Annotated in this window: 23 protein-coding genes; 5 read left to right on the top strand and 18 right to left on the bottom strand. The window is 71.6% G+C overall.

What is annotated here, in order from left to right; all coding sequences use genetic code 11:
• Positions 1-5: 5 nt before the first annotated feature.
• From zwf to pgl, 3 genes are read left to right on the top strand one after another with little or no spacing between them, the layout of a single operon-like run.
• The gene (gene zwf, locus DTB53_RS09640; RefSeq protein ID WP_003969882.1) at positions 6-1538 is read left to right on the top strand and encodes a glucose-6-phosphate dehydrogenase; all 1533 of its coding nucleotides are present in this window, start codon (positions 6-8) and stop codon (positions 1536-1538) included.
• Positions 1535-2584, top strand: a complete 1050-nt coding sequence (opcA, locus tag DTB53_RS09635) for a glucose-6-phosphate dehydrogenase assembly protein OpcA (RefSeq protein ID WP_012381405.1) — start codon at positions 1535-1537, stop codon at positions 2582-2584. Before zwf ends, opcA begins: the two co-directional genes overlap by 4 nt.
• Positions 2581-3363 carry a 6-phosphogluconolactonase gene (pgl, locus tag DTB53_RS09630; protein WP_003969880.1) on the top strand — a complete coding sequence of 261 codons (783 nt, stop codon included), beginning with the start codon at positions 2581-2583 and terminating at the stop codon, positions 3361-3363. Before opcA ends, pgl begins: the two co-directional genes overlap by 4 nt.
• Positions 3364-3456: 93 nt before the next feature.
• Here pgl and DTB53_RS09625 read toward each other — a convergent pair whose 3' ends face one another.
• Positions 3457-4233 carry a barstar family protein gene (locus DTB53_RS09625; RefSeq protein ID WP_012381404.1) on the bottom strand — a complete coding sequence of 259 codons (777 nt, stop codon included), beginning with the start codon at positions 4231-4233 and terminating at the stop codon, positions 3457-3459.
• A 79-nt stretch (positions 4234-4312) separates the two neighbouring features.
• Here DTB53_RS09625 and DTB53_RS09620 point away from each other — a divergent pair, with 79 nt between their 5' ends.
• Positions 4313-4675 carry a VOC family protein gene (locus DTB53_RS09620; RefSeq protein ID WP_003969878.1) on the top strand — a complete coding sequence of 121 codons (363 nt, stop codon included), beginning with the start codon at positions 4313-4315 and terminating at the stop codon, positions 4673-4675.
• 21 nt (positions 4676-4696) lie between these two features.
• Here DTB53_RS09620 and DTB53_RS09615 read toward each other — a convergent pair whose 3' ends face one another.
• The 15 genes from DTB53_RS09615 to DTB53_RS09545 all read right to left on the bottom strand — a co-directional run bounded on the left by DTB53_RS09615 (position 4697) and on the right by DTB53_RS09545 (position 20441).
• The gene (locus DTB53_RS09615) at positions 4697-5536 is read right to left on the bottom strand and encodes a poly-gamma-glutamate hydrolase family protein (RefSeq protein WP_012381403.1); all 840 of its coding nucleotides are present in this window, start codon (positions 5534-5536) and stop codon (positions 4697-4699) included.
• 57 nt (positions 5537-5593) lie between these two features.
• Entirely contained in the window at positions 5594-7126 is a 1533-nt protein-coding gene (locus DTB53_RS09610) for a PH domain-containing protein (RefSeq protein WP_012381402.1), read from the bottom strand.
• Positions 7123-7629 (bottom strand): PH domain-containing protein, encoded by a 507-nt coding sequence (locus DTB53_RS09605; RefSeq protein ID WP_003969875.1) that lies wholly within the window; start codon positions 7627-7629, stop codon positions 7123-7125. The genes DTB53_RS09610 and DTB53_RS09605 overlap by 4 nt, the downstream gene beginning before the upstream one ends.
• A 4-nt stretch (positions 7630-7633) precedes the next feature.
• Positions 7634-9292, bottom strand: a complete 1659-nt coding sequence (gene pgi, locus DTB53_RS09600) for a glucose-6-phosphate isomerase (RefSeq protein ID WP_012381401.1) — start codon at positions 9290-9292, stop codon at positions 7634-7636.
• A 178-nt stretch (positions 9293-9470) separates the two neighbouring features.
• Positions 9471-9806 (bottom strand): RNA polymerase-binding protein RbpA, encoded by a 336-nt coding sequence (locus DTB53_RS09595; RefSeq protein ID WP_006123681.1) that lies wholly within the window; start codon positions 9804-9806, stop codon positions 9471-9473.
• 105 nt (positions 9807-9911) lie between these two features.
• Positions 9912-10148 carry a preprotein translocase subunit SecG gene (gene secG, locus DTB53_RS09590; RefSeq protein WP_003969872.1) on the bottom strand — a complete coding sequence of 79 codons (237 nt, stop codon included), beginning with the start codon at positions 10146-10148 and terminating at the stop codon, positions 9912-9914.
• A gap of 116 nt (positions 10149-10264) precedes the next feature.
• Entirely contained in the window at positions 10265-11041 is a 777-nt protein-coding gene (tpiA, locus tag DTB53_RS09585; protein ID WP_003969871.1) for a triose-phosphate isomerase, read from the bottom strand.
• Between the two features lie 6 nt (positions 11042-11047).
• Positions 11048-12259 (bottom strand): phosphoglycerate kinase, encoded by a 1212-nt coding sequence (locus DTB53_RS09580; RefSeq protein WP_012381400.1) that lies wholly within the window; start codon positions 12257-12259, stop codon positions 11048-11050.
• A gap of 115 nt (positions 12260-12374) precedes the next feature.
• Positions 12375-13385, bottom strand: coding sequence for a type I glyceraldehyde-3-phosphate dehydrogenase (gene gap / locus DTB53_RS09575; RefSeq protein ID WP_003969869.1), 1011 nt, complete (start codon positions 13383-13385; stop codon positions 12375-12377).
• A 239-nt stretch (positions 13386-13624) separates the two neighbouring features.
• On the bottom strand, positions 13625-14614 hold the full coding sequence (gene whiA, locus DTB53_RS09570) for a DNA-binding protein WhiA (protein WP_003969868.1): 990 nt from the start codon (positions 14612-14614) through the stop codon (positions 13625-13627).
• On the bottom strand, positions 14605-15639 hold the full coding sequence (locus DTB53_RS09565) for a gluconeogenesis factor YvcK family protein (RefSeq protein ID WP_003969867.1): 1035 nt from the start codon (positions 15637-15639) through the stop codon (positions 14605-14607). The genes whiA and DTB53_RS09565 overlap by 10 nt, the downstream gene beginning before the upstream one ends.
• On the bottom strand, positions 15636-16631 hold the full coding sequence (rapZ, locus tag DTB53_RS09560) for an RNase adapter RapZ (RefSeq protein ID WP_003969866.1): 996 nt from the start codon (positions 16629-16631) through the stop codon (positions 15636-15638). Before rapZ ends, DTB53_RS09565 begins: the two co-directional genes overlap by 4 nt.
• Entirely contained in the window at positions 16628-18781 is a 2154-nt protein-coding gene (uvrC, locus tag DTB53_RS09555) for an excinuclease ABC subunit UvrC (protein ID WP_012381399.1), read from the bottom strand. Before uvrC ends, rapZ begins: the two co-directional genes overlap by 4 nt.
• A gap of 132 nt (positions 18782-18913) precedes the next feature.
• Positions 18914-19828 carry a hypothetical protein gene (locus tag DTB53_RS09550; RefSeq protein ID WP_012381398.1) on the bottom strand — a complete coding sequence of 305 codons (915 nt, stop codon included), beginning with the start codon at positions 19826-19828 and terminating at the stop codon, positions 18914-18916.
• 4 nt (positions 19829-19832) lie between these two features.
• Positions 19833-20441 (bottom strand): papain-like cysteine protease family protein, encoded by a 609-nt coding sequence (locus DTB53_RS09545; RefSeq protein ID WP_003969863.1) that lies wholly within the window; start codon positions 20439-20441, stop codon positions 19833-19835.
• 227 nt (positions 20442-20668) lie between these two features.
• On the opposite strand from DTB53_RS09545, the gene DTB53_RS09540 reads away from it, so the two are divergent.
• Positions 20669-21595: a hypothetical protein gene (locus DTB53_RS09540; RefSeq protein WP_042497423.1), complete on the top strand. Its 927-nt coding sequence runs from the start codon at positions 20669-20671 to the stop codon at positions 21593-21595.
• A gap of 23 nt (positions 21596-21618) precedes the next feature.
• On the opposite strand, the gene DTB53_RS09535 is transcribed toward DTB53_RS09540, so the two are convergent.
• Positions 21619-22047 carry a Rieske (2Fe-2S) protein gene (locus tag DTB53_RS09535; protein ID WP_003969861.1) on the bottom strand — a complete coding sequence of 143 codons (429 nt, stop codon included), beginning with the start codon at positions 22045-22047 and terminating at the stop codon, positions 21619-21621.
• Positions 22048-22314: 267 nt separating this feature from the next.
• Complete coding sequence (uvrA, locus tag DTB53_RS09530; RefSeq protein ID WP_012381395.1) at positions 22315-25395, bottom strand: excinuclease ABC subunit UvrA; 3081 nt, start codon at positions 25393-25395, stop codon at positions 22315-22317.
• Between the last annotated feature and the right edge of the window lie 73 nt (positions 25396-25468).

Raw genomic sequence — 25468 nt, 5'->3', positions numbered from 1 at the left:
CCACTTTGTCTGCTGTTCCCGGAGCCAACCCGCTCCGTGACGCACAGGACCGACGGCTCCCGCGCATCGCGGGGCCGTCGGGCCTGGTCATCTTTGGCGTCACGGGCGATTTGTCCCGTAAAAAGCTGATGCCCGCCGTCTACGACCTGGCCAATCGCGGCCTGCTGCCGCCGGGCTTCTCGCTCATCGGCTTCGCGCGCCGCGACTGGGAGGACGAGGACTTCGCCCAGGTCGTCCACGACGCCGTCAAGGAGCACGCCCGTACGCCGTTCCGCGAGGAGGTCTGGCAGCAGCTCATCCAGGGGATGCGCTTCGTCCAGGGCAACTTCGACGACGACGAGGCCTTCGAGACGCTGAAGTCGACCATCCAGGAGCTCGACAAGGCCCAGGGGACGGGCGGCAACTTCGCCTTCTACCTCTCCGTGCCGCCGAAGTTCTTCCCCAAGGTCGTCCAGCAGCTGAAGAAGCACGGCCTGGCCGACCAGAAGGAGGGCTCCTGGCGGCGCGCCGTCATCGAGAAGCCCTTCGGCCACGACCTGGCCAGCGCGCAGGAGCTCAACCAGCTCGTGCACGACGTCTTCCCGCCCAACGAGGTCTTCCGGATCGACCACTACCTGGGGAAGGAGACGGTCCAGAACATCCTGGCGCTGCGGTTCGCCAACACGATGTGGGAGCCGATCTGGAACCGGTCCTACGTCGACCACGTACAGATCACGATGGCCGAGGACATCGGCATCGGCGGCCGGGCCGGCTACTACGACGGCATCGGCGCCGCCCGTGACGTCATCCAGAACCACCTGCTCCAGCTGCTGGCGCTGACCGCGATGGAGGAGCCCGGCTCCTTCCACCCGAAGGCCCTGGTCGCGGAGAAGCTCAAGGTGCTCACCGCCGTCGAGCTGCCCGAGGACCTGGGGCAGCACACCGTGCGCGCGCAGTACGAGCACGCCTGGCAGGGCGGCCAGGAGGTCCTCGGCTACTGCGAGGAGGAGGGCATCGACCCCAAGTCGACGACCGACACCTACGCGGCGATCAAGCTGACGATCAACAACCGCCGCTGGGCGGGCGTGCCGTTCTACCTCCGCACCGGAAAGCGGCTCGGCCGCCGGGTCACGGAGATCGCGGTCGTCTTCAAGCGCGCGCCGTACCTGCCCTTCGAGTCCGGCGCCACGGAGGAGCTGGGCGGCAACGCCCTGGTCATCCGGGTCCAGCCGGACGAGGGCGTCACCGTGCGCTTCGGCTCCAAGGTGCCCGGCACCTCGATGGAGGTCCGGGACGTCACGATGGACTTCGCGTACGGCGAGTCGTTCACGGAGTCCAGCCCGGAGGCGTACGAGCGGCTCCTCCTGGACGTCCTGCTCGGCGACGCCAACCTCTTCCCGCGCCACCAGGAGGTCGAACTCTCCTGGACCATCCTCGACCCGATCGAGGAGTACTGGGACAAGCACGGCAAGCCCGCGAAGTACGCGGCCGGCACCTGGGGTCCGGCCGAGGCCGACGAGATGCTCGCACGTGACGGACGGAGCTGGAGGCGGCCATGAAGATCGATCTCACGGAGACCACGTCCAGCAAGATCAACCAGGCGCTGGTCTCGGCCCGCAGGGCCATCGGCACCCCCGCCATCGGCATGGTGCTCACCCTGGTCGTCGTCACCGACGAGGAGAACGCGTACGACGCGCTCAAGTCGGCCGGCGACGCCTCCCGCGAGCACCCCTCGCGGATCATCGCGGTGATCAAGCGGGTCAGCCGCTCGCCGCGGGCCCGCCGGGACGCGCGCCTCGACGCCGAGGTGCGGGTCGGTTCCGACGCGGGCACCGGCGAGACCGTCGTCCTGCGGCTCCACGGCGAGCTGGCCAACCACGCCCAGTCGGTGGTCCTGCCGCTGCTGCTGCCGGACGCCCCGGTCGTGGTGTGGTGGCCCGAGGGCGCGCCCGCCGACCCGGCGAAGGACCCGCTGGGGGCGCTCGCGCAGCGCCGGATCACCGACACCTACTCGGCGGAGCTGCCGCTCGACGAGCTGGCGGTGCGCGCGGCGACGTACAGCCCGGGCGACACCGACCTGGCCTGGACCCGGATCACGCCGTGGCGCTCGATGCTGGCCGCGGCCCTGGACCAGCAGCCGGCCGAGGTCATCGGCGCGACCGTCGAGGGCGAGAGCGACAACCCGAGCTGCGAACTGCTCGCCATGTGGCTCGCGGACCGGCTCGGCGTCCCCGTGGAGCGCACGCTCTCCGGGGGGCCCGGTCTCACCGCTGTCCGGATGGAGACGAAGAACGGCGTCATCGTCCTGGACCGGGCCGACGGCTCGCTCGCCACGCTCTCCATGCACAACCAGCCGGACCGCGCGGTGGCGCTCAAGCGCCGGGACACCGCCGAGCTGCTGGCGGAGGAGCTGCGCCGGCTCGACCCGGACAACACCTACGCCTCGGCGGTGAAGTTCGGCGTCGACCGGCTGCACGCGGGCGGCGAGGTCACGGCCAAGCCGGTCGAGAGCGCCGAGGAGAAGGCGGAGAAGGCGGACAAGGCCGCCGAGTCCAAGGCGCCCGCCGCGAAGAAGGCCCCGGCCAGGAAGGCGGCGTCGAAGTGACGCCTCCCCAACTGGTCGTGCACCGCGACAAGGAGCTGATGGCGCAGGCCGCGGCGGCCCGGCTGATCACGAGGATCGTGGACGCCCAGGCCTCCCGGGGCCACGCCTCGGTGGTGCTGACCGGCGGGCGCAACGGCAACGGCCTGCTGGCCGCGCTCGCCGCCGCGCCCGCCCGGGACGCGGTCGACTGGGCGCGCCTGGACCTGTGGTGGGGCGACGAGCGGTTCCTGCCCGAGGGCGACCCGGAGCGCAATGTCACCCAGGCCCGGGAGGCGCTGCTCGACGCGGTGCCGCTGGACCCGGCCCGGGTGCACGCGATGCCCGCGTCCGACGGGCCGTACGGCGACGACGCGGACGCGGCGGCAGCCGGTTACGCCGCCGAACTGGCGGCAGCCGCCGGTCCCGAGGACCACGGCCCGGTGCCCGCGTTCGACGTGCTGATGCTGGGCGTCGGCCCGGACACGCATGTGGCCTCGCTCTTCCCGGAGCTGCCCGCGGTACGGGAGACCGAGCGCACCGTCGTCGGTGTGCACGGGGCGCCCAAGCCGCCGCCGGTCCGGGTCTCGCTCACGCTGCCCGCGATCCGCGCGGCGCGCGAGGTGTGGCTGCTGGCGGCGGGCGAGGACAAGGCGGAAGCGGCGGCCATCGCGCTGTCCGGGGCCGGGGAGATCCAGGCCCCGGCGGCGGGCGCGTACGGCCGCAGCCGCACGCTGTGGCTGCTGGACGCCGCGGCGGCCTCGCGGCTGCCGCGCGCGCTGTATCCGCAGGCGTCCGCCTGACCTTCGCGGGTCCTCCCGGGCCCGGACCGCTCCTGCCGGGCGGTCCGGGCCCGCGGTGTGAACGGCTCGCCGCTCACGGACCGGCGCGGCCCGTCAGCCCGGGGGCAGCTCGGTCTCCACACCGGCCTCCTCGAACAGCGCGAGGACGCTGTCGGTGAAATCGCTTCCCAGCGCCTGGCGGGAGGCAGCGACGTGCCGCCACACCAGGCGGAACGGGGCCGCCCCGTCGGACCGCATGGTCCGAAGACAGTCCCAGACCGCGTCGCGGTTCGAACCGAAGTAGCCGCCGGGCCCGTTGACGGCTTCTCCCAGGGCGCAGTAGAAGCCGTCCCTCGTGGTGAATCCGGAGCCGTCGACGACCGCCGTCGCGCCGGTCCCGTAGCGCGTCGCGTTCCGTCCGGAGGCGAACCAGGCGGTCTGCACGACATGCAGCCAGCTCCCGTGCCGGTCGGACGGTAGGCGGGCCCATTCCCCGCGCTCGACGGGCCGGTCCGCGGCCCACCTCCGCCAGATCTCCCCGGCCCAGGGGTACTCGCAGGTGTCCCCGAGGAAGTAGTCGACGTCGGGCCGGTCCTCGGCGGACGGCACGTGCTCGTGCCGGCACCCGGCTGTCACCTTCCCGAGGACATATCCCCCGATCGTCCTCCCCTGCCGGTCCACCACCTGCAACTCGGCGTGCTCCGTCGTCCGCCGGGCGTGGCCGGTCCGGTGCGCGCGCACGAAGGTGACGGCCTCCGGAGGCTCCCGGCCCTCCTCCGTGAAGTAGTTCAGAAGGTCCTCGGCGGCGACCAGGACCTCTCCGGAGTCTTTGTCGAGAAGTCGATACAGAACGTCCTGCGCATCGGCGATGCCTTCACTTCCGGGGCTCATGCGTAACCATTCCGTTCGACGGGGAAGTCCGAAGCCTCTCGACGCCTCCGCGCGGCCCTCGGCGTGAAAGGCTCGTCCCATGGTGCACATCGGAACCGTGGTGATGGGCGCGTCCGACGTACGGCGGGCCGCCACCTTCTGGAAGGCGGCGCTCCATTACACCGAGCGCGAGGCCGGGACGGACGACTGGGTGGTGCTGGTCCCGGTGGACGGGCCCGGTGTGGGGCTCTCGCTGGGACGCTCCACGGCTCCCGTCCAGGAGGTGCCCCGGGTCCACCTCGACCTCTACTCCGCCACGCAGGAGGCCGAGGTGGAACGGCTGATCGGGCTCGGCGCCCAGAGGGTCGCGTGGGAGCTGTACCCCCCGGACCCGGACTTCGTGGTGCTCGCCGACCCCGAGGGCAACCGCTTCTGCGTCATCGACACGACGCACGGCGGCTGACGGCGGCCCGGAGTCCCGGGGTCAGAGGACGACCTGGTCCGTGCCCTTCTCCAGCTCGGTGATCGCGGCCCGGCAGGCGCCGACGAAGCGGTCGAAGACCGGGGTCGTGCTCCCGGCCCGGCCCGCGCGGGTGTTGACGGTGAACATGGCGGCGCGCAGCTCCGTGGTGAGCTCCAGCTGGCCCCCCTTGTCGAGCATGGTGCGGTTGACCGGGTTGGCAGGGTTGACCCCGGCCAGGTCGGGCACCTCGTCGCCGTCGCGCCAGGCGATGCCGACCGCGTCGAACTCGGCCTTGAGCAGGGTCTTGAAGCGGGTGTTCAGCCCCCCGACGACCACGGCCTGCGGGACGGTGCCCGCCTGCGCCGCCGTACAGCCGTGCAGGCTCAGGACGTTGAGGCTGCTCGCCGCCATGGAGAGGGCCACGTGGTCGTCGCAGTTCTTGGCGGTGACGTGCAGGTCGCGGTTGCCGGAGGAGCGCAGACCCTCGAACATCCAGTAGTCGAACACCCCGTGGCCGTCCGTCAGCGGGGCGAGGGTGGCCGGGTGGTAGCCGGCGATGGCGAGGCAGAGCTCGGAGGTGCCCGTCTCGATGCCGCCGCCGTGCAGCGCCATGACGGTGGTCCTGTTGTACGGGAATCTCTGCGGGACCGAGTGGTCGACGTACTCGTGTCTGCGGTAGCGGCGGGCGAACTCGACGCCCTCCTGGCCGGCGAGCTTCTTGTAGAGGTCGGTGTTGGAGGTGTAGATGTCCAGGTCACCGGTGGCATGGGCGTCGGTCGCGGTGAGCGACCCCAGCAGCGGACCGCTGACGGCCGCGGTGGCGAGGGCGGTGAGGACCGTACGACGGCTGGTGGAAGTCATGATCGGTATCGTCGCCGACACCGGCCCGCCCGCACAGGGGGCCTCCTGTGCGGTCCGTCACGCTCCTCCGGTGGCCCCGGTGCCCCCGGAGCGCTCCAGGAAGGGCTCCAGCAGCCCCGGGACGGCCTCGGCGGCGAAGCCGAGCCCCTCGGACGCGTCGGCGTCGTACACCGTGTAGGCGCCCCCGCCGGCGGCGGTGGTGGCCGTGATGCTCACCAGTCCGGCCCGCCGCTGGAAGACCGACTGCTTGACCGTCCAGCCGATCACCCCGGCCCGCTCCAGGGCCGCGGTGGAGCGGCGGACCGTGCCGGAACGGGTGACCAGATAGCGCCCGGAGAGCGCGTGCCCGAGCCCGCGGTAGGCGTCCAGGGCCAGCGCCACGGCGACGGGAGCGAGAACCACCGCGCAGCCGAGCGCGATCCACAGCAGCACGGGCGTGAGCAGCGCACCGAGGACGGTCAGGATCAGGACCGGGCCGAGGACCGCGGCGAGCGACCAGCGCAGTCGGCGGCCCCGGGCGGCGCGCGGGTGCGGAGTGAGCGCCGCACCGGTCGGGGTGACCGCCTCGCGCAGCACATCGGCGGCGACGGTGTCGGCCCGGCTCCGGGGCGCGGCCGGGAGCAGGGTGTTGTGGTCGGCGTTCCTGGCCTCGGTGTCCTTGGCCAGGCCGGTGGTGATGGCGTCCAGCCGGGCCGCGCCGACCAGCCGTACGCCCAGCGGCTCGACCAGGTCGACGCCGCGCAGCCGGGCCTCCTCGACGGAGATGGACCGGGAGGTGAACAGCCCGCGCCGCACCCGCAGCGTGCCGCCGGGCTCGCGCTCCAGGCGGTAGTTCCACCACATCTCGACCCAGAGGCCGAGCGCCCCGAGGACACCCGCGACCAGGGCGGCGAGGACCAGGATGACGATCATCCAGAGCAGCGGGGTGTCGCGGAACCGGTCCCCGATCCACTCGATGACGTCGCCCTGGGCTCCGACCCAGTCGCTGACCTGCATCACGGCCCCGGCGGCGGCCCCGCCGAGCATGGGGGCGACGAAGGAGACGGGTGCGTAGCGGATCCAGCGGGGGTCCAGGACGGCCAGTTCCCCCTCGCGGTGGGCGCCGCCGGACGGTGCGGTGGTGGCGCGCTCCAGCAGGAGGCGGCGCAGCCGTTCTCCCTCGGCGCGGGTGACCGGGTCCAGTTCGAGGGTGGATTCGGAGCCCTGCTCGCCGGTGCCGATCCTGACGGTGACCAGGCCGAGGAGGCGGAGTATCGGGTTCGCGGTGAGGTCGACCGTGCGGATGCGGCCGCGGGCCAGGGAGCGGCGCTTGACGATCAGGAGGCCGGTGTGGAGGTCGACGCGCTCCGCGCCGACGCGGTAGCGGGTGCGGTGCCAGCGGACCCGGTCGGCGCCGGCCGCGGCTCCGACGACCAGGACGGCCCCGGCGAGCACCTGGAGCACGGCGGCCGGGAGGCTGGACCACCGGGTGAGCCCGAGCGTGACGGGGATGGCGGCGCCCGCGACGACCCCCGCCACGACGAGGGCGGTGACCAGGACCGTACGGGGGTCGAGGCGGCGCCAGTCGGCGGGCGGGGCGGCGGTGCTCATGTGGCGTCGCCGGGGGTGTCGCGGGTGATGCGGGTGAGCTGCCGGGCGAGGTCGGCCGCGGTCTCGTGGTCGAGGCCCGCGATCCGTACCGCGCCCTTGGCGGAGGCCGTGGTGACCGTGACCGTGGCCAGCCGGAAGATCTGCTCCAGCGGGCCCCGGACGGTGTCGACGGTCTGAATGCGGGACATCGGGGCGATGCGCCACTCCTGCCAGAAGAACCCGGTGCGGACGTACACCGCGTCCCCGGTGATCTCCCAGCGGTGCGTCCGGAACCACCACAGGGGGAAGAGGACGGCGCCCGCCGTGCCCGCCGCGGCGAGGACCGCGGCGGGCAGCAGCAGCCAGAAACGGGCCGGCCCGATCAGCGCGCCCAGCACCGCGAGCGGCACGACGGGTGCCGCCGTCAGCAGCAGCCACTGGGTCCGCCACCAGCCGACGGCGCGCTCGTTCAACGTGTTGCGCGGCGGCCGGAGCACGGCCGCCGTCCCCTCCCCCTGTGGCATCGGCTCAGCGCCCGCGCAGCGTGCGGTAGGCGTCGACCAGGGCGGCGGTGGAGCTGTCCAGTTCCCCGGCGTCCGCTCCCCCGTCACCGGTCAGCAGCGGTTCGATCTTCTTGGCGAGGACCTTGCCGAGCTCGACGCCCCACTGGTCGAAGGAGTCGATGTTCCAGATGGCGCCCTGGACGAAGACCTTGTGCTCGTACAGCGCGATGAGCTGGCCGAGGACCGAGGGGGTCAGCTTGTCGGCGAGGATCGTCGTCGTGGGGTGGTTGCCCCGGAACGTCTTGTGCGGGACCAGCTCCTCGGGCACGCCCTCCGCCCGGACCTCTTCGGGCGTCTTGCCGAAGGCGAGGGCCTGGGTCTGGGCGAAGAAGTTGGCCATCAGCAGGTCGTGCTGGGCGATGAGGCCGGGCAGCAGGTCGTGGACCGGGGCGGCGAAGCCGATGAAGTCCGCCGGGATCAGCTTGGTGCCCTGGTGGATCAACTGGTAGTACGCGTGCTGCCCGTTGGTGCCGGGCGTGCCCCAGACGACCGGTCCGGTCTGCCAGTCCACGGGGTTGCCGTCGCGGTCGACGGACTTGCCGTTGGACTCCATGTCGAGCTGCTGGAGGTACGCGGTGAACTTGGACAGGTAGTGGCTGTACGGCAGCACCGCGTGCGACTGGGCGTCGAAGAAGTTGCCGTACCAGACGCCGAGGAGGCCGAGCAGGAGCGGGGCGTTCTCCTCGGGCGGGGCCGTGCGGAAGTGCTCGTCGACGAGGTGGAAGCCCTCCAGCATCTCGCGGAAGCGGTCCGGGCCGATGGCGACCATGAGCGAGAGGCCGATCGCCGAGTCGTAGCTGTACCGGCCGCCGACCCAGTCCCAGAACTCGAACATGTTGGCCGTGTCGATGCCGAACTCCTCGACCTTCTCGGCATTGGTCGACAGGGCCACGAAGTGCTTGGCGACGGCGTCCTGGCCGGTCCTCAGCTCGGTCAGCAGCCAGTCCCGGGCGGAGGTGGCGTTGGTGATGGTCTCGATCGTCGTGAACGTCTTCGAGGCGATGACGAACAGGGTCTCCGCCGGGTCGAGGTCGCGGACGGCCTCGTGCAGGTCGGCGCCGTCGACGTTGGAGACGAAGCGGAGGGTGAGGTCGCGGTCGGTGAAGGAGCGCAGCACCTCGTACGCCATGGCGGGGCCGAGGTCGGAGCCGCCGATCCCGATGTTCACGATGTTCTTGACGGGCTTGCCGGTGTGACCGGTCCACTGCCCCGAGCGGACCTTCTCGGCGAAGCCGGCCATCTTGTCCAGGACGGCGTGCACGGCGGGGACGACGTTCTCGCCGTCGACCTCGACGACCGCGTCGCGCGGGGCGCGGAGCGCGGTGTGCAGGACCGCCCGGTCCTCGGTGGTGTTGATCTTCTCGCCCCGGAACATCGCCTCCCGCAGCTCCGCGACCCCGGTGGCGGCGGCGAGTTCGCGCAGCAGGCGCAGCGTCTCGTCGGTGACCAGGTGCTTGGAGTAGTCGAGGTGGAGGTCGCCGACCCGCAGGGTGTAGGCGGTGCCGCGGTCCGGCTGCCGCGCGAACAGCTCGCGCAGCCGGGGCGCGCCGAGCTCCTCACGGTGCTTGGCGAGGGCCGTCCACTCGGGCGTCTGGTTGAGCTTGGTTCGGCTTGCTGCGTTCATCCGGGATATCAGCCCACTTCTCACTCGTCATCAGCATCCCCGCTGCCCCTCCAACCTAATTGATCGAGGAGGCCGACGGCGTGGAGGAGGGCGGCGGCGCGGGGACGCGCTACGGCCGGACACCCGTGGGGTGTCCGGCCGGTGAACGACTGGGTTGCGTGGCGCCGCGTCGGGAGCCTCAGATCTCGCCGCGGAGCTTGGCCAGCGCCTCGGCGAGGATCGCCTCGCCGTCCTCGTCGCTCCGCCGCTCGCGCACGTACGCCAGGTGCGTCTTGTACGGCTCGGTGCGGGGCGGGTCGGGCGGGCTGTCCTTGTCCTGGCCGGCCGGGAAGCCGCAGCGCGGGCAGTCCCAGGTGTCCGGCACCTGCGCGTCATGGGCGAAGCTCGGCTGCGTCTCGTGCCCGTTCGAGCACCAGAAGGAGATGCGGGCGCGGGGCGCGGACTCGCCGCGCTCGGCCTCCCCCATCGGCCCCGCTCCGACCCGGCTTCCCCGGATCGCGTTGCCACTTGCCACGGTCGTAACTCCCTGCGTGAGTCGAGCGATGCCCCAGTCTACGTAAGGCCCAACGCGCGTCCAGTGGGAGGAGTTACACCGTCACCGGTATGCGCGGACGACGGGTCAGCTGTCCAGCTTGACGAGCAGACCGAGTACCACGACGCACGCGAACCAGGCCAGGCCGACCACGACGGTGATCCGGTCGAGGTTGCGCTCGGCGACCGAGGAGCCACCGACGGAGGACTGCATTCCGCCACCGAACATGTCGGAGAGGCCGCCGCCCTTGCCCTTGTGCATGAGCACCAGCAGCATCAGCAGCAGGCTGAAGACGATCAGAGCGATCTGGAACGCCAAAACCACGGCTGGTCCCTACTTTCCGGAATTCTTGACTACTGCGTGTACGTACACCGGGGGCCGAAGGGCCACTGGCCCCTCCGGCCCCCGCAAGAGTACGACGGATCCGCGCTACCGCATACTCACTGGTCGCGGAAGCGGACGATCTTGACGAACTCGTCGGCGTCCAGTGCGGCGCCGCCGATGAGGGCGCCGTCCACGTCGGGCTGCGCCATGATGGCCGCGACGTTGCCGGACTTCACCGAGCCGCCGTACTGGATACGGACGGCGTCGGCCAGCTCCTGGGAGTACAGCTCGGCCAGCCGGCCGCGGATCGCGCCGCAGACCTCCTGGGCGTCCTCGGGAGTGGCGACCTCGCCGGTCCCGATGGCCCAGACCGGCTCGTAGGCGATGACGATGGTCTCGGCCTGCTCGGCCGGGACGTCCTTCAGGGCGCCGTCGAGCTGCGCGAGGGTGTAGGAGACCTGGTCACCGGCCTTGCGGACGTCCAGGCCCTCGCCGACGCAGAGGATCGGCGTCAGGCCGTGCTTGAAGGCGGCCTTCACCTTGGCGTTGCAGATCTCGTCGTTCTCGCCGTGGTACTGGCGGCGCTCGCTGTGGCCGACGGCCACGTACGTGCAGCGCAGCTTGGCGAGCATGGGGCCGGAGATCTCACCGGTGTACGCGCCGGAGTCGTGCGCCGAGATGTCCTGGGCGCCGTACTTGATCTTCAGCTTGTCGCCGTCCACCAGGGTCTGCACGGAGCGCAGGTCGGTGAAGGGCGCCAGGACGGCGACCTCGACGTCCTCGTAGTCCTTGTCGGCCAGGGCGAACGAGAGCTTCTGGACGTGGGCGATGGCCTCGAGGTGGTTGAGGTTCATCTTCCAGTTGCCCGCCATCAGCGGGGTGCGGGTGGTCATGAAAGGTCAGTCCTCCAGTGCGGCGAGGCCGGGAAGCGTCTTGCCCTCGAGGTATTCGAGACTCGCGCCGCCACCGGTCGAAATATGTCCGAAAGCATTCTCGTCGAAGCCCAGGATGCGAACGGCCGCGGCGGAGTCGCCACCGCCGACGACGCTGAAGGCGGACGAGTCGACGAGCGCCTGGGCGACCGCGCGGGTGCCGTCGGCGAAGTCGGGGTGTTCGAAGACGCCCATCGGGCCGTTCCAGAAGACGGTGGCCGCGTCGGCGAGCTTCGAAGCGTAGAGCTTGTTGGTCTCCGGCCCGTTGTCCAGCCCCATCTGGCCGGCCGGCATGGCGTCGGCGGCGACGGTGGTGGGGTGGGCCGGGGCCTTGGTCTTCAGGTCCGGGAAGGACGGGGCGACCACGACGTCGACGGGGAGGACGAACTCCACGCCCTTCTCCTCGGCCCGGCGCAGGTACTCCCGCACGGCGGGGATCTGGTCCTCCTGGAGCAGCGAGCTGCCGACCTCGTAGCCCTTGGCCTTGAGGAAGGTGTACGCCATGCCGCCGCCGATGAGGATGCGGTCGGCCCGCTCCAGCAGGTGGTCGATCACGCCGAGCTTGTCGGAGACCTTGGCGCCGCCGAGGACGACCGCGTACGGCCGGTGGACGTCGGTGGTGAGCTTCTTCAGGACGCCGACCTCGGTGGCGATGAGGTAGCCCGCGTAGTGCGGCAGCCGGGCCGGGAGGTCGAAGACCGAGGCGTGCTTGCGGTGCACGGCGCCGAAGCCGTCGCCCACGTAGACGTCCGCGAGCTGGGCCAGCTGATCGGCGAAGGCGCCGCGCTCGGCGTCGTCCTTGGAGGTCTCACCGGCGTTGAAGCGGAGGTTCTCGACGACCGCGACCCGGCCGTCGGCGAGGCCGGCGACCGCTGCGCGGGCGGACTCGCCGACCGTGTCGGCGGCGAAGGCGACCTCGGCGCCGAGGAGCTCGCCCAGGCGCGTGGCGGCGGGCGCCAGCGAGAAGGCCGGGTCCGGGGCGCCCTTGGGGCGGCCGAGGTGCGAGGCGACGACGACGCGCGCGCCGGCCTCGGCGAGCTTGGCGATCGTCGGGACGACGGCACGGATACGGCCGTCGTCGGTGATCGTGGTGCCGTCGAGCGGCACGTTGAGGTCGGCACGGACGAATACCCGCTTGCCCGCGACCCCTTCGGCGAGAAGTTCGTCGATCGTCTTCATCTGGTCTTCCGTTACTCCTTGCAAGGACGGATGAACATGCTAAGGGGCTCGACCTGCGCTCCATTGCGCCGGTCGAGCCCCTTCACTCACATCGTTGTGCCTGCCGACCCGAGGATCAGAGCTGCTCGCCGACGAAGACCGTGAGGTCGACGAGGCGGTTGGAGTAGCCCCACTCGTTGTCGTACCAGCCGAGGATCTTCACCGTGTTGCCCTCCTGGACCATGGTCAGGGAGGAGTCGAAGGTGCAGGACGACGGGTCGCCGACGATGTCCGAGGAGACGATCGGGTCCTCGGTGTACGTCAGGAAGCCCTTGAGGGCGCCGTCGTCGGAGGCCTTCTTGAACGCGGCGTTGACCTCGTCCTTGGTGACCTCGCGCTGGAGGGTGACGACCAGGTCGGTGGCGGAGCCCGTCGGGACCGGGACGCGCATCGCGATGCCGTCGAGCTTGCCCTTGAGCTGCGGGAGGACCAGGGCGGTGGCCTTGGCGGCACCGGTGGTGGTGGGGATGATGTTCTCGGCGGCGGCGCGGGCGCGACGCAGGTCCGAGTGCGGGAAGTCCAGGATCCGCTGGTCGTTGGTGTACGCGTGGACCGTCGTCATCAGGCCCTTGACGATGCCGAAGTTCTCGTCGAGGACCTTGGCCATCGGCGCCACACAGTTGGTGGTGCAGGAGGCGTTGGAGATGACGTTGTGGTTGGCCGCGTCGTACTGGTCCTGGTTGACGCCCATCACGATGGTGATGTCCTCGTCCTTGGCCGGAGCCGAGATGAGGACCTTCTTGGCGCCGCCCGCGATGTGCTTCTCGGCGTCGGCCTTCTTGGTGAAGATGCCGGTCGACTCGATGACGATGTCGACGCCCAGCTGACCCCAGGGGATGTCGGCCGGGTTGCGCTCGGAGAGCACCTTGATGGTGTGACCATCGACGGTGATGGTGTCGGCGGTGTGGCTGACCTCTGCCTTGAGGCGGCCCAGGATGGTGTCGTACTTCAGCAGGTGTGCAGTGGTCGCAGTGTCACCCAGGTCGTTGACAGCCACGATCTCGATGTCCGCACCCTGCTCGAGCAGCGCGCGGAAGTAGTTGCGACCGATGCGGCCGAAGCCGTTGATGCCTACGCGGATCGTCACGAACCGATCTCCTCGTTAGGTACGCCGGTTTTCGACGCCGGCGAGTTGTATAGGGATGTCCCCGACCGCTTCCGACCCTACCTCTCCGAGGCCCCGGGGGTGACATCGAGAGGGCCACCGCACGCCACCGGATACGGCCGGAGATCCGTACTCGCCAGTAGGAGCACGGACCTCCGTTTCGCCCGCCGGGACCCGGGTCCCGGCGGGTGCGGGACCAACGTCCCCCGCTCGCCGCCGAGTCAGCCGACCAGGCCGTCGGCGAGCTCCTCGCTGAGGGTCGACTCGGTCCCCGGGATGCCCAGGTCCTGGGCCCGCTTGTCGGCCATCGCCAGCAGTCGGCGGATCCGGCCGGCCACCGCGTCCTTGGTCAGCGGCGGGTCGGCGAGCGCGCCCAGCTCCTCCAGGGATGCCTGCTTGTGCTCCATGCGCAGCCGCCCCGCGGCGGCCAGGTGCTCGGGGACCTCCTCGCCGAGGATCTCCAGGGCGCGCCCCACCCGGGCCCCGGCGGCGACCGCGGCGCGGGCCGAGCGGCGCAGGTTCGCGTCGTCGAAGTTGGCGAGCCGGTTGGCCGTGGCGCGGACCTCGCGCCGCATCCGGCGCTCCTCCCAGGCGAGCACCGCGTCGTGCGCGCCGAGCCGGGTCAGCAGGGCGCCGATCGCGTCGCCGTCGCGGACGACCACGCGGTCCACGCCGCGCACCTCGCGGGCCTTGGCCGCGATGGAGAGCCGGCGGGCCGCCCCGACCAGGGCGAGGGCCGCCTCCGGTCCCGGGCAGGTGACCTCCAGCGAGGAGGAGCGGCCGGGCTCGGTGAGCGAGCCGTGGGCGAGGAACGCTCCGCGCCAGGCCGCCTCGGCGTCGCAGGTGGCCCCCGAGACCACCTGCGGCGGGAGCCCGCGGATCGGACGGCCGCGGCCGTCCACCAGACCGGTCTGGCGGGCCAGCTGGTCGCCGCCCGCCACCACCCGTACGACGAAGCGCGAGCCGCGGCGCAGTCCGCCGGGGGCCATCACGATCAGCTCCGAGCTGTGCCCGAAGATCTCCAGGATGTCGCGCTTGAGGCGGCGGGCGGCGTTGCCCGTGTCCAGCTCCGCCTCGATCACAATCCGCCCGCTGACCAGGTGCAGGCCGCCCGCGAACCGAAGAATCGCCGAGACCTCTGCTTTCCTGCAGCAGGTCCGGGTGACGGGAAGATGAGAGATTTCGTTCTTCACCGCTGGCGTCATCGCCATGGGCCGATCCTTCCATGCATCCGAAAAATACGGTCGTACGCGGCGGCCAACAGCTCCTGATCATGGACCGGAACGCCGTCGGGCGATGCCACCGGCGCCAGCTCGACCGCGGCTCCGAGCCGTAGCGCGGCGTCGGCGAGTGACTCACGGTCGGGCACGGCGGCCTCATCGGCGAGCACCACGTCCAAGGCGAGTTTAGGGGCGTGTCGCCCCAAAACCTCCAAATGACGCTGCGGTGAGAAGCCTTCTGTTTCACCGGGCTGGGGTGCCAGGTTCAACGAGAGGACCTTGCGGGCCTTCGTGGTGACCAGCGCGTCGAGCAGTTCCGGCACGAGCAGGTGCGGGATCACCGAGGAGAACCAGGAGCCGGGGCCGAGGACCACCCAGTCGGCGTCCAGGACCGCCGCGACGGCCTCCGGGACGGCCGGCGGGTCGGGCGGGACCACGTGCACGGACTGCACCTCGCCGGGCGTGAGCGCCACTGTGGCCTGGCCGCGCACGGTGACGATCGCGTCGGGGAGGTCGGGGTCGTGGCCCTTGACCAGCGCCTGGAGCTCCAGCGGGACGGCCGACATCGGCAGCACCCGGCCGTGCGCGCCGAGCAGCTTGCCGACCAGGTCGAGCGCCTGTACGTGGTCGCCGAGCTGCTCCCAGAGGGCGACGATCAGCAGATTGCCGACCGCGTGCCCGTGGAGGTCGCCCTTGGACTCGAAGCGGTGCTGGACCACCTGGGACCAGGTGCGGCCCCAGTCGTCGTCGCCGCACAGCGCGGCGAGCGCCTTGCGGAGGTCGCCGGGCGGCAGCACGCCCAGCTCCTCGCGCAGCCGGCCGCTGGAGCCTCCGTCGTCGGCGACGGTGACCACGGCCGTGAGGTCGCCGGTGATCCGGCGCAGCGCCGTCAGGGACGCCGAGAGCCCCATGCCGCCGCCGAGCGCGACGACCTTGGGCTGGGCACCGCGCTTGCGGCCCGAGAGCGCCGAGGTGGCGCGGCTCAGGCGCCGCATCCGCAGATTGCGTCCGGTCACTCTCGCCCCATGTCGCGGTGGACGAGGACGGTCTCGATGCCTTCGGCGGCGAGGCGGGCGGAGAGCTTCTCCGACATGGCGACGGAGCGGTGCTTGCCGCCGGTGCAGCCGACGGCGATGGTCACGTACCGCTTGCCCTCGCGGCGGTAGCCCGCGGCGATCAGCTGGAGCAGCTCGGTGTACTGGTTGAGGAACTCCTTGGCGCCCGGCTGGTCGAAGACGTAGTCGGACACCTCCTCGTTGACGCCGGTGAAGGGGCGCAGCTCGGGGACCCAGTGCGGGTTGGGCAGGAAGCGGCAGTCGACGACCAGGTCGGCGTCGACGGGCAGGCCGTACTTGTAGCCGAAGGACATCACCGTGGCCCGCAGCTCCGGCTCCGACTCGCCCGCGAACTGGGCGTCCATCTTGGCCCGCAGCTCGTGCACGTTGAGGCTGGAGGTGTCGATGACCAGGTCGGCGTCGCCGCGCAGCTCGCGCAGCAGGTCCCGCTCGGCCGCGATGCCGTCGACGATGCGGCCGTCGCCCTGGAGGGGGTGCGGGCGGCGGACGGACTCGAAGCGGCGCACGAGGGCGTCGTCGGAGGACTCCAGGAAGACGATCCGCCGGGTGACGTGCTTGGCCTCCAGGTCGGCGAGGGATTCGCGGAGGTTGTCGAAGAAGCGCCGGCCGCGTACGTCGACGACGACGGCGATCCGGGCCACGTTGCCCTGCGAGCGGGCGCCGAGCTCCACCATGGTGGGGATCAGCGCGGGCGGCAGGTTGTCGACGACGAACCAGCCGAGGTCCTCCAGACACTTGGCGGCGGTGCTGCGGCCGGCGCCCGACATCCCGGAGATGATCACCAGCTCGGGGATGGCCGCCTCACCCGTCTCGTTCGGGGTGTTCGTACTCACGTCTGCTGCTCCGTCTGCTCGGTCGGTGTCTGCGGTGTCGAAGTCCGCGGTGTCGGTGTCCGCGGTGTTCGGTGCGGTCTCGTGGGTGTTCTCGGTCATGAGCTGCCCCCGTCGTCCTCTTCAATGATCTCTCCTGTGGCCGTGTTCACGGCAGGTGCCGCGGGAGCGGTCGTGGCGAGGGCGGCGACCACCGATTCCGCCGTCCTTCGCCCTATCCCGGGGACCTCGCAGATCTCGTCGATTGTCGCTTGCCGGAGCTTCTTCACCGAGCCGAAATGCTTGATCAGCGCCTGCTTCCGGGTCTCGCCGAGGCCGGTCACGTCGTCGAGGGGGCTGGAGCGGATGCGCTTGGCGCGCTTGGCGCGCTGGTAGGTGATGGCGAAGCGGTGGGCCTCGTCCCGGACGCGCTGGAGGAGGTAGAGGCCCTCGCTGGAGCGCGGCAGGACGACGGGGTCGTCGTCGTCGGGGAGCCAGACCTCCTCCAGGCGCTTGGCGAGGCCGCAGACGGCGATGTCGTCGATGCCCAGCTCGTCCAGGGCACGCCGGGCGGCGGCGACCTGGGGCTGCCCGCCGTCGACGACGACGAGCTGCGGCGGGTAGGCGAACCGCTTGGGGCGGCCGTCGTCCTCCCGGGGCTCGGGCTCGTCGTCCGGGGAGGCGGCGGTGAGCTCCGGGGCGGGGACGGGGCCGGTGGCGGCCGGACCGGTGGAGACCGGGCCCGCGGCGGCTTGACCCATGGCGGCCGGGCCCGCGGTGGCTTGACCGGTGGCGGCCGGGCCGGTGGCGGAGGCGTGCACGGAAGCAGAGCCGGGGGCGGCCTCCGGCGCCTCCTCCCACTCCCCCGTGCGCTCCTTGTCCTGGAGGTAGCGCTTGAAGCGGCGGCCGATCACCTCGTGCATCGAGCGGACGTCGTCCTGGCCCTCGAAGCCCTTGATCTGGAAGCGGCGGTACTCGCTCTTGCGGGCGAGGCCGTCCTCGAAGACGACCATGGAGGCCACCACGTCGTCGCCCTGGAGGTGGGAGATGTCGTAGCACTCGATGCGCAGCGGGGCGGTGTCCAGGCCCAGCGCCTCGGCGATCTCCTCCAGGGCCCGGGAGCGGGTGGTCAGGTCGGAGGCGCGCTTGGTCTTGTGCAGCCCGAGCGCCTGCTGGGCGTTGCGCTGGACGGTGGCCATGAGGTCCTTCTTGTCGCCGCGCTGCGGGATGCGCAGGCTGACCTGGGAGCCCCGGCGATCGGCGAGCCACTGGGAGACCGCCTCGGGGTCCTCGGGCAGGGCGGGGACCAGGACCTCCTTGGGGACGGCGTCGCCGCGCTCCTCCCCGTACAGCTGCTGGAGGGCGTGCTCGACGAGGCCGGAGGTGTCGACCGCCTCGACCTTGTCGGTGACCCAGCCGCGCTGGCCGCGCACCCGGCCGCCGCGCACGTGGAAGATCTGGAGGGCGGCCTCCAGCTCGTCCTCGGCGACGGCGATGAGGTCGGCGTCGGTGGCGTCGGCGAGGACGACGGCACTCTTCTCCATGGCCCGCTTGAGGGCCTCGGCGTCGTCGCGGAGGCGGGCGGCCCGCTCGTACTCCATCTCCTCCGCCGCCTGCATCATGTCCTTCTCCAGGCGGCGGATGTAGGTGCCCGTGCGGCCGGCCATGAAGTCGCAGAAGTCCTCGGCCAGCTCCCGGTGTTCCTCGGGGGTGACCCGGCCGACGCAGGGGGCCGAGCACTTGCCGATGTAGCCCAGCAGGCAGGGGCGGCCGGTGCGGGCGGCGTTCTTGAAGACCCCGGCGGAGCAGGTGCGGACGGGGAAGACGCGGAGCATCAGGTCCACGGTCTCGCGGATCGCCCAGGCATGGCCGTACGGGCCGAAGTAGCGCACGCCCTTCTTCTTGGCGCCGCGCATCACCTGGACGCGGGGGAACTCCTCGTTGAGCGTGACCGCGAGATAGGGATAGCTCTTGTCGTCCCGGTACTTGACGTTGAACCGGGGGTCGAACTCCTTGATCCAGGAATACTCCAGCTGGAGCGCCTCGACCTCGGTGGAGACGACCGTCCACTCGACGGAGGCGGCGGTGGTGACCATCGTGCGCGTGCGCGGATGGAGGTTCGCCAGGTCCTGGAAGTAGTTGGCCACGCGTTGGCGCAGGTTCTTGGCCTTCCCGACGTAGATCACCCGGCGGTGCTCGTCGCGGAATTTGTAGACCCCCGGGGAGTCGGGGATCTGTCCCGGCTTGGGGCGGTAGCTGGAGGGGTCTGCCATGTCTCACACCCTACTTGCGGGCGGTGACAGCGCGTCGTCCTCGGGTGTGGCCGGGGGCGGTGCCGCGCTCCGGGGTGCCGTGGGGTGTTTCGCACCCCGGAGCGCGGGCCCGTGGGCCGGTGGAGCCGCCGCTCAGGCGTCCGCGGCCGGGGATCGCCCGGCACGGCTGCGGCGGCGCAGGGCGGCGGCCCCGCCCAGGGCCAGGGCGAGCAGCGCCCCGGCCCCGGCGGTCGTGGACACGGCGGTCAGGGCCGTGTCCGGCGAACCGGACGCCGTGCCGGCGGGCGCGGGGCTCCCCGCGGTGTCCGGGGCCGGGCCGCCGACCGGGCCGGGAGCGGCAGCCGGGGCTTCCCCGCCGGTGACCGCTTCGGGGCCGTAGCCGCCCGCCTTGCCGGAGCGGGCGTAGCCGGAGCCGGGCAGCTTGTCGCCGTACGCCTCCTTCACCCGGGTCCGGTAGGCGTCGAGCGTGGTGCCCTTCGCTCCCACGGCGGTCTTGGCGTCCTCGTCCAGCGGGAGGACCCGGGAGCCGTCGTGGACGTACCAGGCGTCGATCTGGGGTTCGCGGAACACGGTGCCGCCGGGGAGCGCGCGGGCGCCCTGTGCGGTGTAGCGGGCCTCGTCGTCGCCGGTGGCGATGTTCACCACCTGCCACCGGTCGCCCCCGGCCGTCCCGGGGACGGTCCACAGGGAGGCCTTCTGCCCGTCGGAGGAGACGGCGGTGCTGGCCAGGTAGTCCAGGGTGCTCGGGGCGGCCCCGGGCTTTCCGGCGACGAAGGCGGCGGAGAGCGTGCGGACGGGAACGGCCTTCCCCTCGATACGGGGTGCGCTCGCGGCCCTGCTCACCGCGCCCTCGCGGGCGAAGAACCGGGAGAGGGTGTCCAGGGTCGCGGGCTCGGTGGCGGCCTCGTGGGCCGCTTCCAGGGTGGCGGCGGTCGCTTTCGGCGGGGCCGCCCGGCCGTCGTCGGCGAGGGCGGGAGCCGCTGCGGTGAACAGGGCGGCGCCGGTGAGGGCGGTGGCGACGGCGATGCGCCGGGTGGTGGAGTTCATGACCTCACGCCCCGATCCGGTAGAGCGAGTGGGTCCAGGAGAACTCGTTGTTGTTGACGTACCAGGCGTGGGAGGCCCAGTTGTAGCGGTCGCTGGAGGGCCAGGGGTCGCCCCAGTAGACCCAGCTGTTGGCGTCGTCGTACCCGTAGATGACGTGCATGTGGCCGCCGCCGGACGACCACTGGATGCGGGTCTCGATGGGGCGCTGGGCGGATATCTCGGCCTGCACGGTCGGGTAGCGCAGCCAGCCGGTGACATAGCTTCCGGGCCTGACCCCGGCCCAGGACAGTCCGGTCTGGACGTTGCCGAGGGTGGCCTGCGCGTTGGGGCACTGGGAGTTCTGGCCTCGGTTGAAGGCGGCGTTGCAGAACTGGTTCTGGGAGTAGTTGCGGCCGAACCAGGCGGCGATGGTGTTGCCGCCGGCGGCCCAGCACCAGTTGGTCTGCTGCTGCGCCTGCATGGTGATGTTGAGCCGCTGGGCGGCGGCGACGGTGGAGCCCGCCCCGACCGGGGACTGGGCGGCGGTGGCGGTGCCCGCGGGGACGGCGAGCAGGACGGCGGCCAGGAGGGCGGTGAACGAGAACCTTCCGGGCCGGACTCTTCGGTTGCGCATGGCGTTCCTCCCAATGCGGGGGTGGGGATCGGAGGAGCGCGTCCGGACGCTGACGATGAGCATCCGGCGTTGTCCGGAGCAGGTCAACACGCTTCAATGCGAGGTGACATCGCGGTGTGAACGGCACGGCGTCCGTGTGAACGGCCCTGTCCCGGTCACCTGCTCCCCCACGTCGCCCGGGGGCCGGTGTCGCCACTCCCCACGTGAACGTTCACCGGAGGCCCGCCATGCGGCAGACCGAGACCGAACTGGCGCAGGTGCTGCGGACCGGACCGTTCCATCTGGCGTTGCGCACCGCCCTGTCGGTGCGCGGGTTGCCGCTCCAGCGCGTGCAGCACCACCTGGCGCACCGGGGCGTCAAGCTGGGTGTGACGAGCCTCAGTTACTGGCAGCAGGGGGTGCGCCGGCCCCGGCGGGCCGAGTCGTTGCGTGCCGTCCGGGCGCTGGAGGAGGTGCTCGCGCTGCCGGACGACTCCCTGCTGCGGCTGCTGCGCGACGGTGACGCACCGGCGGACGGGGACCGTCCGGCGGGGCGTTCCTACCGGTCGCTCATGGAGGCGTCGGGCTCGGTGGAGCGGCTCCTGGCGGCGATGGAGTCACCCGTGGACGGCGGTCTGCACACCGTCGGGCACCAGGAGCGGGTGCGGATCGGGGCGCGGCGCGAGCTGGCGGGCCGCACGTCGCAGCACGTGGTGCGCGCCCACCGGGACGGCGTCGACCGCTATCTCGCGGTCCACCGGGGCGACCCCGGCTGCGACCCGTCGCGGATCGCGGTGCGGGCCCTGGAGAACTGCCGGACGGGCCGGGTCCGCTGGGACCTGGACGCGGGGGTGCTGGTGGCGGAGCTGCTGTTCGACACCCGGTTGCGGTCCGGTGAGACATATCTCTTCGGCTACGGCTTCGACGACGGTACGGGCGGGGCAAGCGGGGAGTACGTGCGCGGCTTCACTTTCGGGGGCGGGCAGTACGTGCTCCAGGTCGGCTTCGACGAGGCGGCGCTCCCGGTGCGGTGCCGCCGGTTCGCCCAGGCGTCGGCGGGGGCGGCGCGCGGGGCTCGCGAGGACCTCACGCTGACCGGCCGGCACCGGACCGTGCACCTGGTGGAGGAGAGCGTGCGGCCCGGCCTGATCGGGGTCGACTGGGACTGGGAGTGAGGCCTCGGCGCGACGCCCGGCCTTCAGGCGTCGGGGCCCGCGACCAGCTTTCCGCCCTCGGCGGTGACCGGGACGGCGGGGAGCGGCACGGTGGCCGGGCCCTTCACCGGCTTGCCGGTGGTCATGTCGAAGCGGCTGCCGTGGCAGGGGCAGTGGCCCTCGGTGCCCTCGACCTTGTCCAGGACGCAGCCGCCGTGGGTGCACTGGGCGCTGAACGCCTTGTACTCGCCCTTCGCCGGGCAGACGACGACCACGCGCTGCTCGCGGTAGAGCTTGGCCCCGCCGACGGGCACCTCGGAGGCGGCCCCGAGGTCGACGGGGGCGGTGGGGGTGGGGTTCTTGGCGTGGCCGAGCTTGGAATCGGTGGAGCAGGCGGCCGCTCCCAGCCCGGCGGCGCCGGCGAGCGCGGCGCCCTTCAACACGGTACGGCGGGCGGCGGGCAGGCCGGGCATGCGGACTCCACGGGTTGTTGTTCGGGGTGGATCGGGGTGGGGCTGGTCGTTCTCGGTGGATCACGGTGGATCCGGGTCGCCGGACGGCGGGGCGGCGGCCCCGGGCGCCGGTGACAGAACCGACGATACCGGCGGGGATCGGAAGCCCTGCGACCGGGCCGGAGCGCTTGCCCGGACGGGCGACGGCGGCCCCCTTCGTGCTGTGGGGGCCGCCGTCGTCGGCCATGGTCCGAGCGGTCGCCCGCCGGGCGACCGCTCGGACCCCGCTCAGGCCTTGCGGGTGCGGGTGGCCTTCTTCGCGGCGGCCGTCCTGGAGGCGGCCTTGGCCGTGCCCGCCTTGGCTCCCGCGGCCTTCGCCCCGGTCGCCGCGGTCTTCTTGGCCGCCGTCTTCTTGGCCGCCGTCTTCTTGGCCGCGGCGGCCGTCTTCTTCGCCGGGGCGGTCTTGCGGGCGGCCGTCCCGCGGGCCGTCCCCCGCCCGGAGGGCACCGCGGCCTCGCTGATGCGGTCCGCGTCCAGGACGCCCTGGAGGAACTTCCCGGTGTGGCTGGCGGGGACCGAGGCGACCTGCTCCGGGGTCCCCTCGGCGACCACCAGGCCTCCGCCGTTGCCGCCCTCGGGCCCCATGTCGACGACCCAGTCGGCGGTCTTGATGACATCGAGGTTGTGCTCGATGACGATGACCGTGTTGCCCTTGTCCACCAGGCCGGAGAGCACGGTGATCAGCTTGCTGATGTCCTCGAAGTGCAGACCGGTGGTCGGCTCGTCCAGGACGTAGACCGTGCGTCCGGTGGAGCGCTTCTGGAGCTCGCTCGCCAGCTTGACGCGCTGTGCCTCGCCGCCGGAGAGGGTCGGCGCGGACTGGCCGAGCCGCACATAGCCGAGACCGACCTCGTTGAGCGTACGGAGGTGGCGGGCGATCGTGGGGACGGCCTCGAAGAACTCCAGGCCCTCCTCGATCGGCATGTCCAGCACCTCGGCGATGGACTTGCCCTTGTAGTGGACCTCCAGGGTCTCCCGGTTGTAGCGCGCTCCGTGGCAGACCTCGCACGGGACGTACACGTCCGGCAGGAAGTTCATCTCGATCTTGATCGTGCCGTCGCCGGAGCAGTTCTCGCAGCGGCCGCCCTTGACGTTGAAGGAGAAGCGGCCCGGCAGATAGCCGCGCACCTTCGCCTCCATCGTCTCGGCGAAAAGCCGGCGGACGTGGTCGAAGACTCCGGTGTACGTGGCCGGGTTGGACCGGGGGGTCCGGCCGATCGGCGACTGGTCGACGTGCACCACCTTGTCGACGAGGTCGTCGCCGTCGACCCGGGTGTGACGGCCGGGGACCGACTTGGCGCCGTTCAGCTCGCGGGCCAGGTGGGTGTAGAGGATGTCGTTGACCAGGGTCGACTTACCGGATCCGGAGACGCCCGTGACGGCGGTGAGGACGCCGAGCGGGAAGGAGACGTCGATGTCCTGGAGGTTGTTCTCCCGGGCGCCGTGCACGGTGAGACTGCGGGCCGGGTCGACCGGGCGACGGATGTCGGGGGTCGTGATGGACCGCTTGCCGGACAGATACTGGCCGGTGATGGACTCCTTGTTGGCCAGGAGCTCCTTGAGCGAGCCGGAGTGGACGACCTTGCCGCCGTGCTCACCCGCGCCGGGGCCGATGTCGACGACCCAGTCGGCGACCTTGATGGTGTCCTCGTCGTGCTCGACGACGATGAGCGTGTTGCCCATGTCGCGGAGTCGGACCAGGGTCTCGATGAGGCGGTGGTTGTCGCGCTGGTGCAGGCCGATGGACGGCTCGTCCAGGACGTACAGCACGCCGACCAGGCCGGAGCCGATCTGGGTGGCCAGCCGGATGCGCTGGGCCTCGCCGCCGGACAGGGTGCCGGCCGCGCGGTTCAGCGACAGGTAGTCCAGGCCGACGTCGACGAGGAACCTCAGCCGCTCGTTGACCTCCTTGAGCACCCGCTCGGCGATCTTCTTGTCGCGGGCGTTCAGCTTGAGGCGGCCGAGGAATTCGGCGCACTCGCTGATCGACATCGCGGAGACCTCCGCGATGGACTTCTCCATCACCGTCACCGCGAGCACGATCGGCTTCAGCCGGGTGCCCTCGCAGGTGGGGCAGGGCACCTCGCGCATGTAGCCCTCGAAGCGCTCCCGGCTGGAGTCGCTCTCGGCCTCGGTGTGGCGCCTCTTGACGAACTGCACCGCGCCCTCGAAGGCGGGGGTGGTGTAGGCGCGCTCGCGCCCGTAGCGGTTGCGGTAGCGGACCTCGGTCTGGATCTTGTGGCCGAAGAGGAGGGCCTTCTTGGCCCGCTGCGGCAGCCCGGCCCAGGGGATGTCCGTACGGAAGCCGAGGGCTTCGGAGAGCGCGCCGATCAGGCGGCCGAAGTACTCCTTGGTGTGGCCGTGGGACCAGGGGTGGATCGCGCCCTCGTCGAGGGACTTCTCCTCGTCCGGGACGATCAGCTCCGGGTCGACCTCCATGCGCGTGCCGATGCCGGTGCAGTCGGGGCAGGCGCCGAAGGGCGAGTTGAAGGAGAAGGAGCGCGGCTCCAGCTCCTCGAAGGAGAGGTCGTCGTACGGGCAGTAGAGGTGCTCGGAGAACATCCGCTCGCGCTCGGGGTCGTCCTCGGGGAGGTCGACGAAGTCGAGCACGACCATGCCGCCGGAGAGGCCGAGCGCGGTCTCGACCGAGTCGGTCAGCCGGCGCTTGGCGCTGTCCTTGACGGTGAGGCGGTCGATGACCACCTCGATGGTGTGCTTCTCCTGCTTCTTGAGCGTGGGCGGCTCGGCGAGCTGGATGGTGGTGCCGTCGACCCTGGCCCGGCTGTAGCCCTTGGTCTGGAGGTCGGCGAAGAGGTCGACGAACTCGCCCTTGCGCTCGCGCACCAGCGGCGAGAGGACCTGGAAGCGGCTGCCCTCCGGCAGGCCGAGGACCTTGTCGACGATGGCCTGCGGCGACTGGCGGGAGATGGGGCGATGGCACTCGGGGCAGTGCGGCTTGCCGATCCTGGCGAAGAGCAGCCGGAGGTAGTCGTAGACCTCGGTGATGGTGCCGACCGTCGAGCGCGGGTTGCGCGAGGTCGACTTCTGGTCGATGGAGACGGCCGGGGACAGACCTTCGATGAAGTCGACGTCCGGCTTGTCCATCTGGCCGAGGAACTGGCGGGCGTACGAGGAGAGCGACTCGACGTAGCGGCGCTGCCCCTCGGCGAAGATCGTGTCGAACGCGAGGGACGACTTGCCCGATCCGGAGAGCCCGGTGAAGACGATGAGGGAGTCGCGGGGCAGGTCGAGCGAGACGTTCTTCAGGTTGTGCTCGCGCGCGCCACGGACGATGAGACGGTCGGCCACGCCGGTCCGCACCTTTCTAGAGAGAAGCGGGGGAACTGAGCCCCTCTCCCAGGGTATGGGGGGCGCCACAGCG

This window comes from Streptomyces griseus (genome assembly GCF_900460065.1).
GTDB lineage: Bacteria > Actinomycetota > Actinomycetes > Streptomycetales > Streptomycetaceae > Streptomyces > Streptomyces griseus.
Note: the sequence above shows the minus strand (reverse complement) of the source record. Positions and strands in the feature narration are given on the sequence as shown.

Excerpts from the sequence above, each read along its gene's own strand:
- opcA (WP_012381405.1), top strand. The coding sequence starts at position 1,535 with ATGAAGATCGATCTCACGGAGACCACGTCCAGCAAGATCAACCAGGCG.
- DTB53_RS09625 (WP_012381404.1), bottom strand. The coding sequence starts at position 4,233 with ATGAGCCCCGGAAGTGAAGGCATCGCCGATGCGCAGGACGTTCTGTAT.
- DTB53_RS09620 (WP_003969878.1), top strand. The coding sequence starts at position 4,313 with ATGGTGCACATCGGAACCGTGGTGATGGGCGCGTCCGACGTACGGCGG.
- DTB53_RS09615 (WP_012381403.1), bottom strand. The coding sequence starts at position 5,536 with ATGACTTCCACCAGCCGTCGTACGGTCCTCACCGCCCTCGCCACCGCG.
- DTB53_RS09610 (WP_012381402.1), bottom strand. The coding sequence starts at position 7,126 with ATGAGCACCGCCGCCCCGCCCGCCGACTGGCGCCGCCTCGACCCCCGT.
- DTB53_RS09605 (WP_003969875.1), bottom strand. The coding sequence starts at position 7,629 with ATGCCACAGGGGGAGGGGACGGCGGCCGTGCTCCGGCCGCCGCGCAAC.
- pgi (WP_012381401.1), bottom strand. The coding sequence starts at position 9,292 with ATGAACGCAGCAAGCCGAACCAAGCTCAACCAGACGCCCGAGTGGACG.
- tpiA (WP_003969871.1), bottom strand. The coding sequence starts at position 11,041 with ATGACCACCCGCACCCCGCTGATGGCGGGCAACTGGAAGATGAACCTC.
- DTB53_RS09580 (WP_012381400.1), bottom strand. The coding sequence starts at position 12,259 with ATGAAGACGATCGACGAACTTCTCGCCGAAGGGGTCGCGGGCAAGCGG.
- whiA (WP_003969868.1), bottom strand. The coding sequence starts at position 14,614 with ATGGCGATGACGCCAGCGGTGAAGAACGAAATCTCTCATCTTCCCGTC.
- rapZ (WP_003969866.1), bottom strand. The coding sequence starts at position 16,631 with ATGACCGAGAACACCCACGAGACCGCACCGAACACCGCGGACACCGAC.
- uvrC (WP_012381399.1), bottom strand. The coding sequence starts at position 18,781 with ATGGCAGACCCCTCCAGCTACCGCCCCAAGCCGGGACAGATCCCCGAC.
- DTB53_RS09550 (WP_012381398.1), bottom strand. The coding sequence starts at position 19,828 with ATGAACTCCACCACCCGGCGCATCGCCGTCGCCACCGCCCTCACCGGC.
- DTB53_RS09545 (WP_003969863.1), bottom strand. The coding sequence starts at position 20,441 with ATGCGCAACCGAAGAGTCCGGCCCGGAAGGTTCTCGTTCACCGCCCTC.
- DTB53_RS09540 (WP_042497423.1), top strand. The coding sequence starts at position 20,669 with ATGCGGCAGACCGAGACCGAACTGGCGCAGGTGCTGCGGACCGGACCG.
- DTB53_RS09535 (WP_003969861.1), bottom strand. The coding sequence starts at position 22,047 with ATGCCCGGCCTGCCCGCCGCCCGCCGTACCGTGTTGAAGGGCGCCGCG.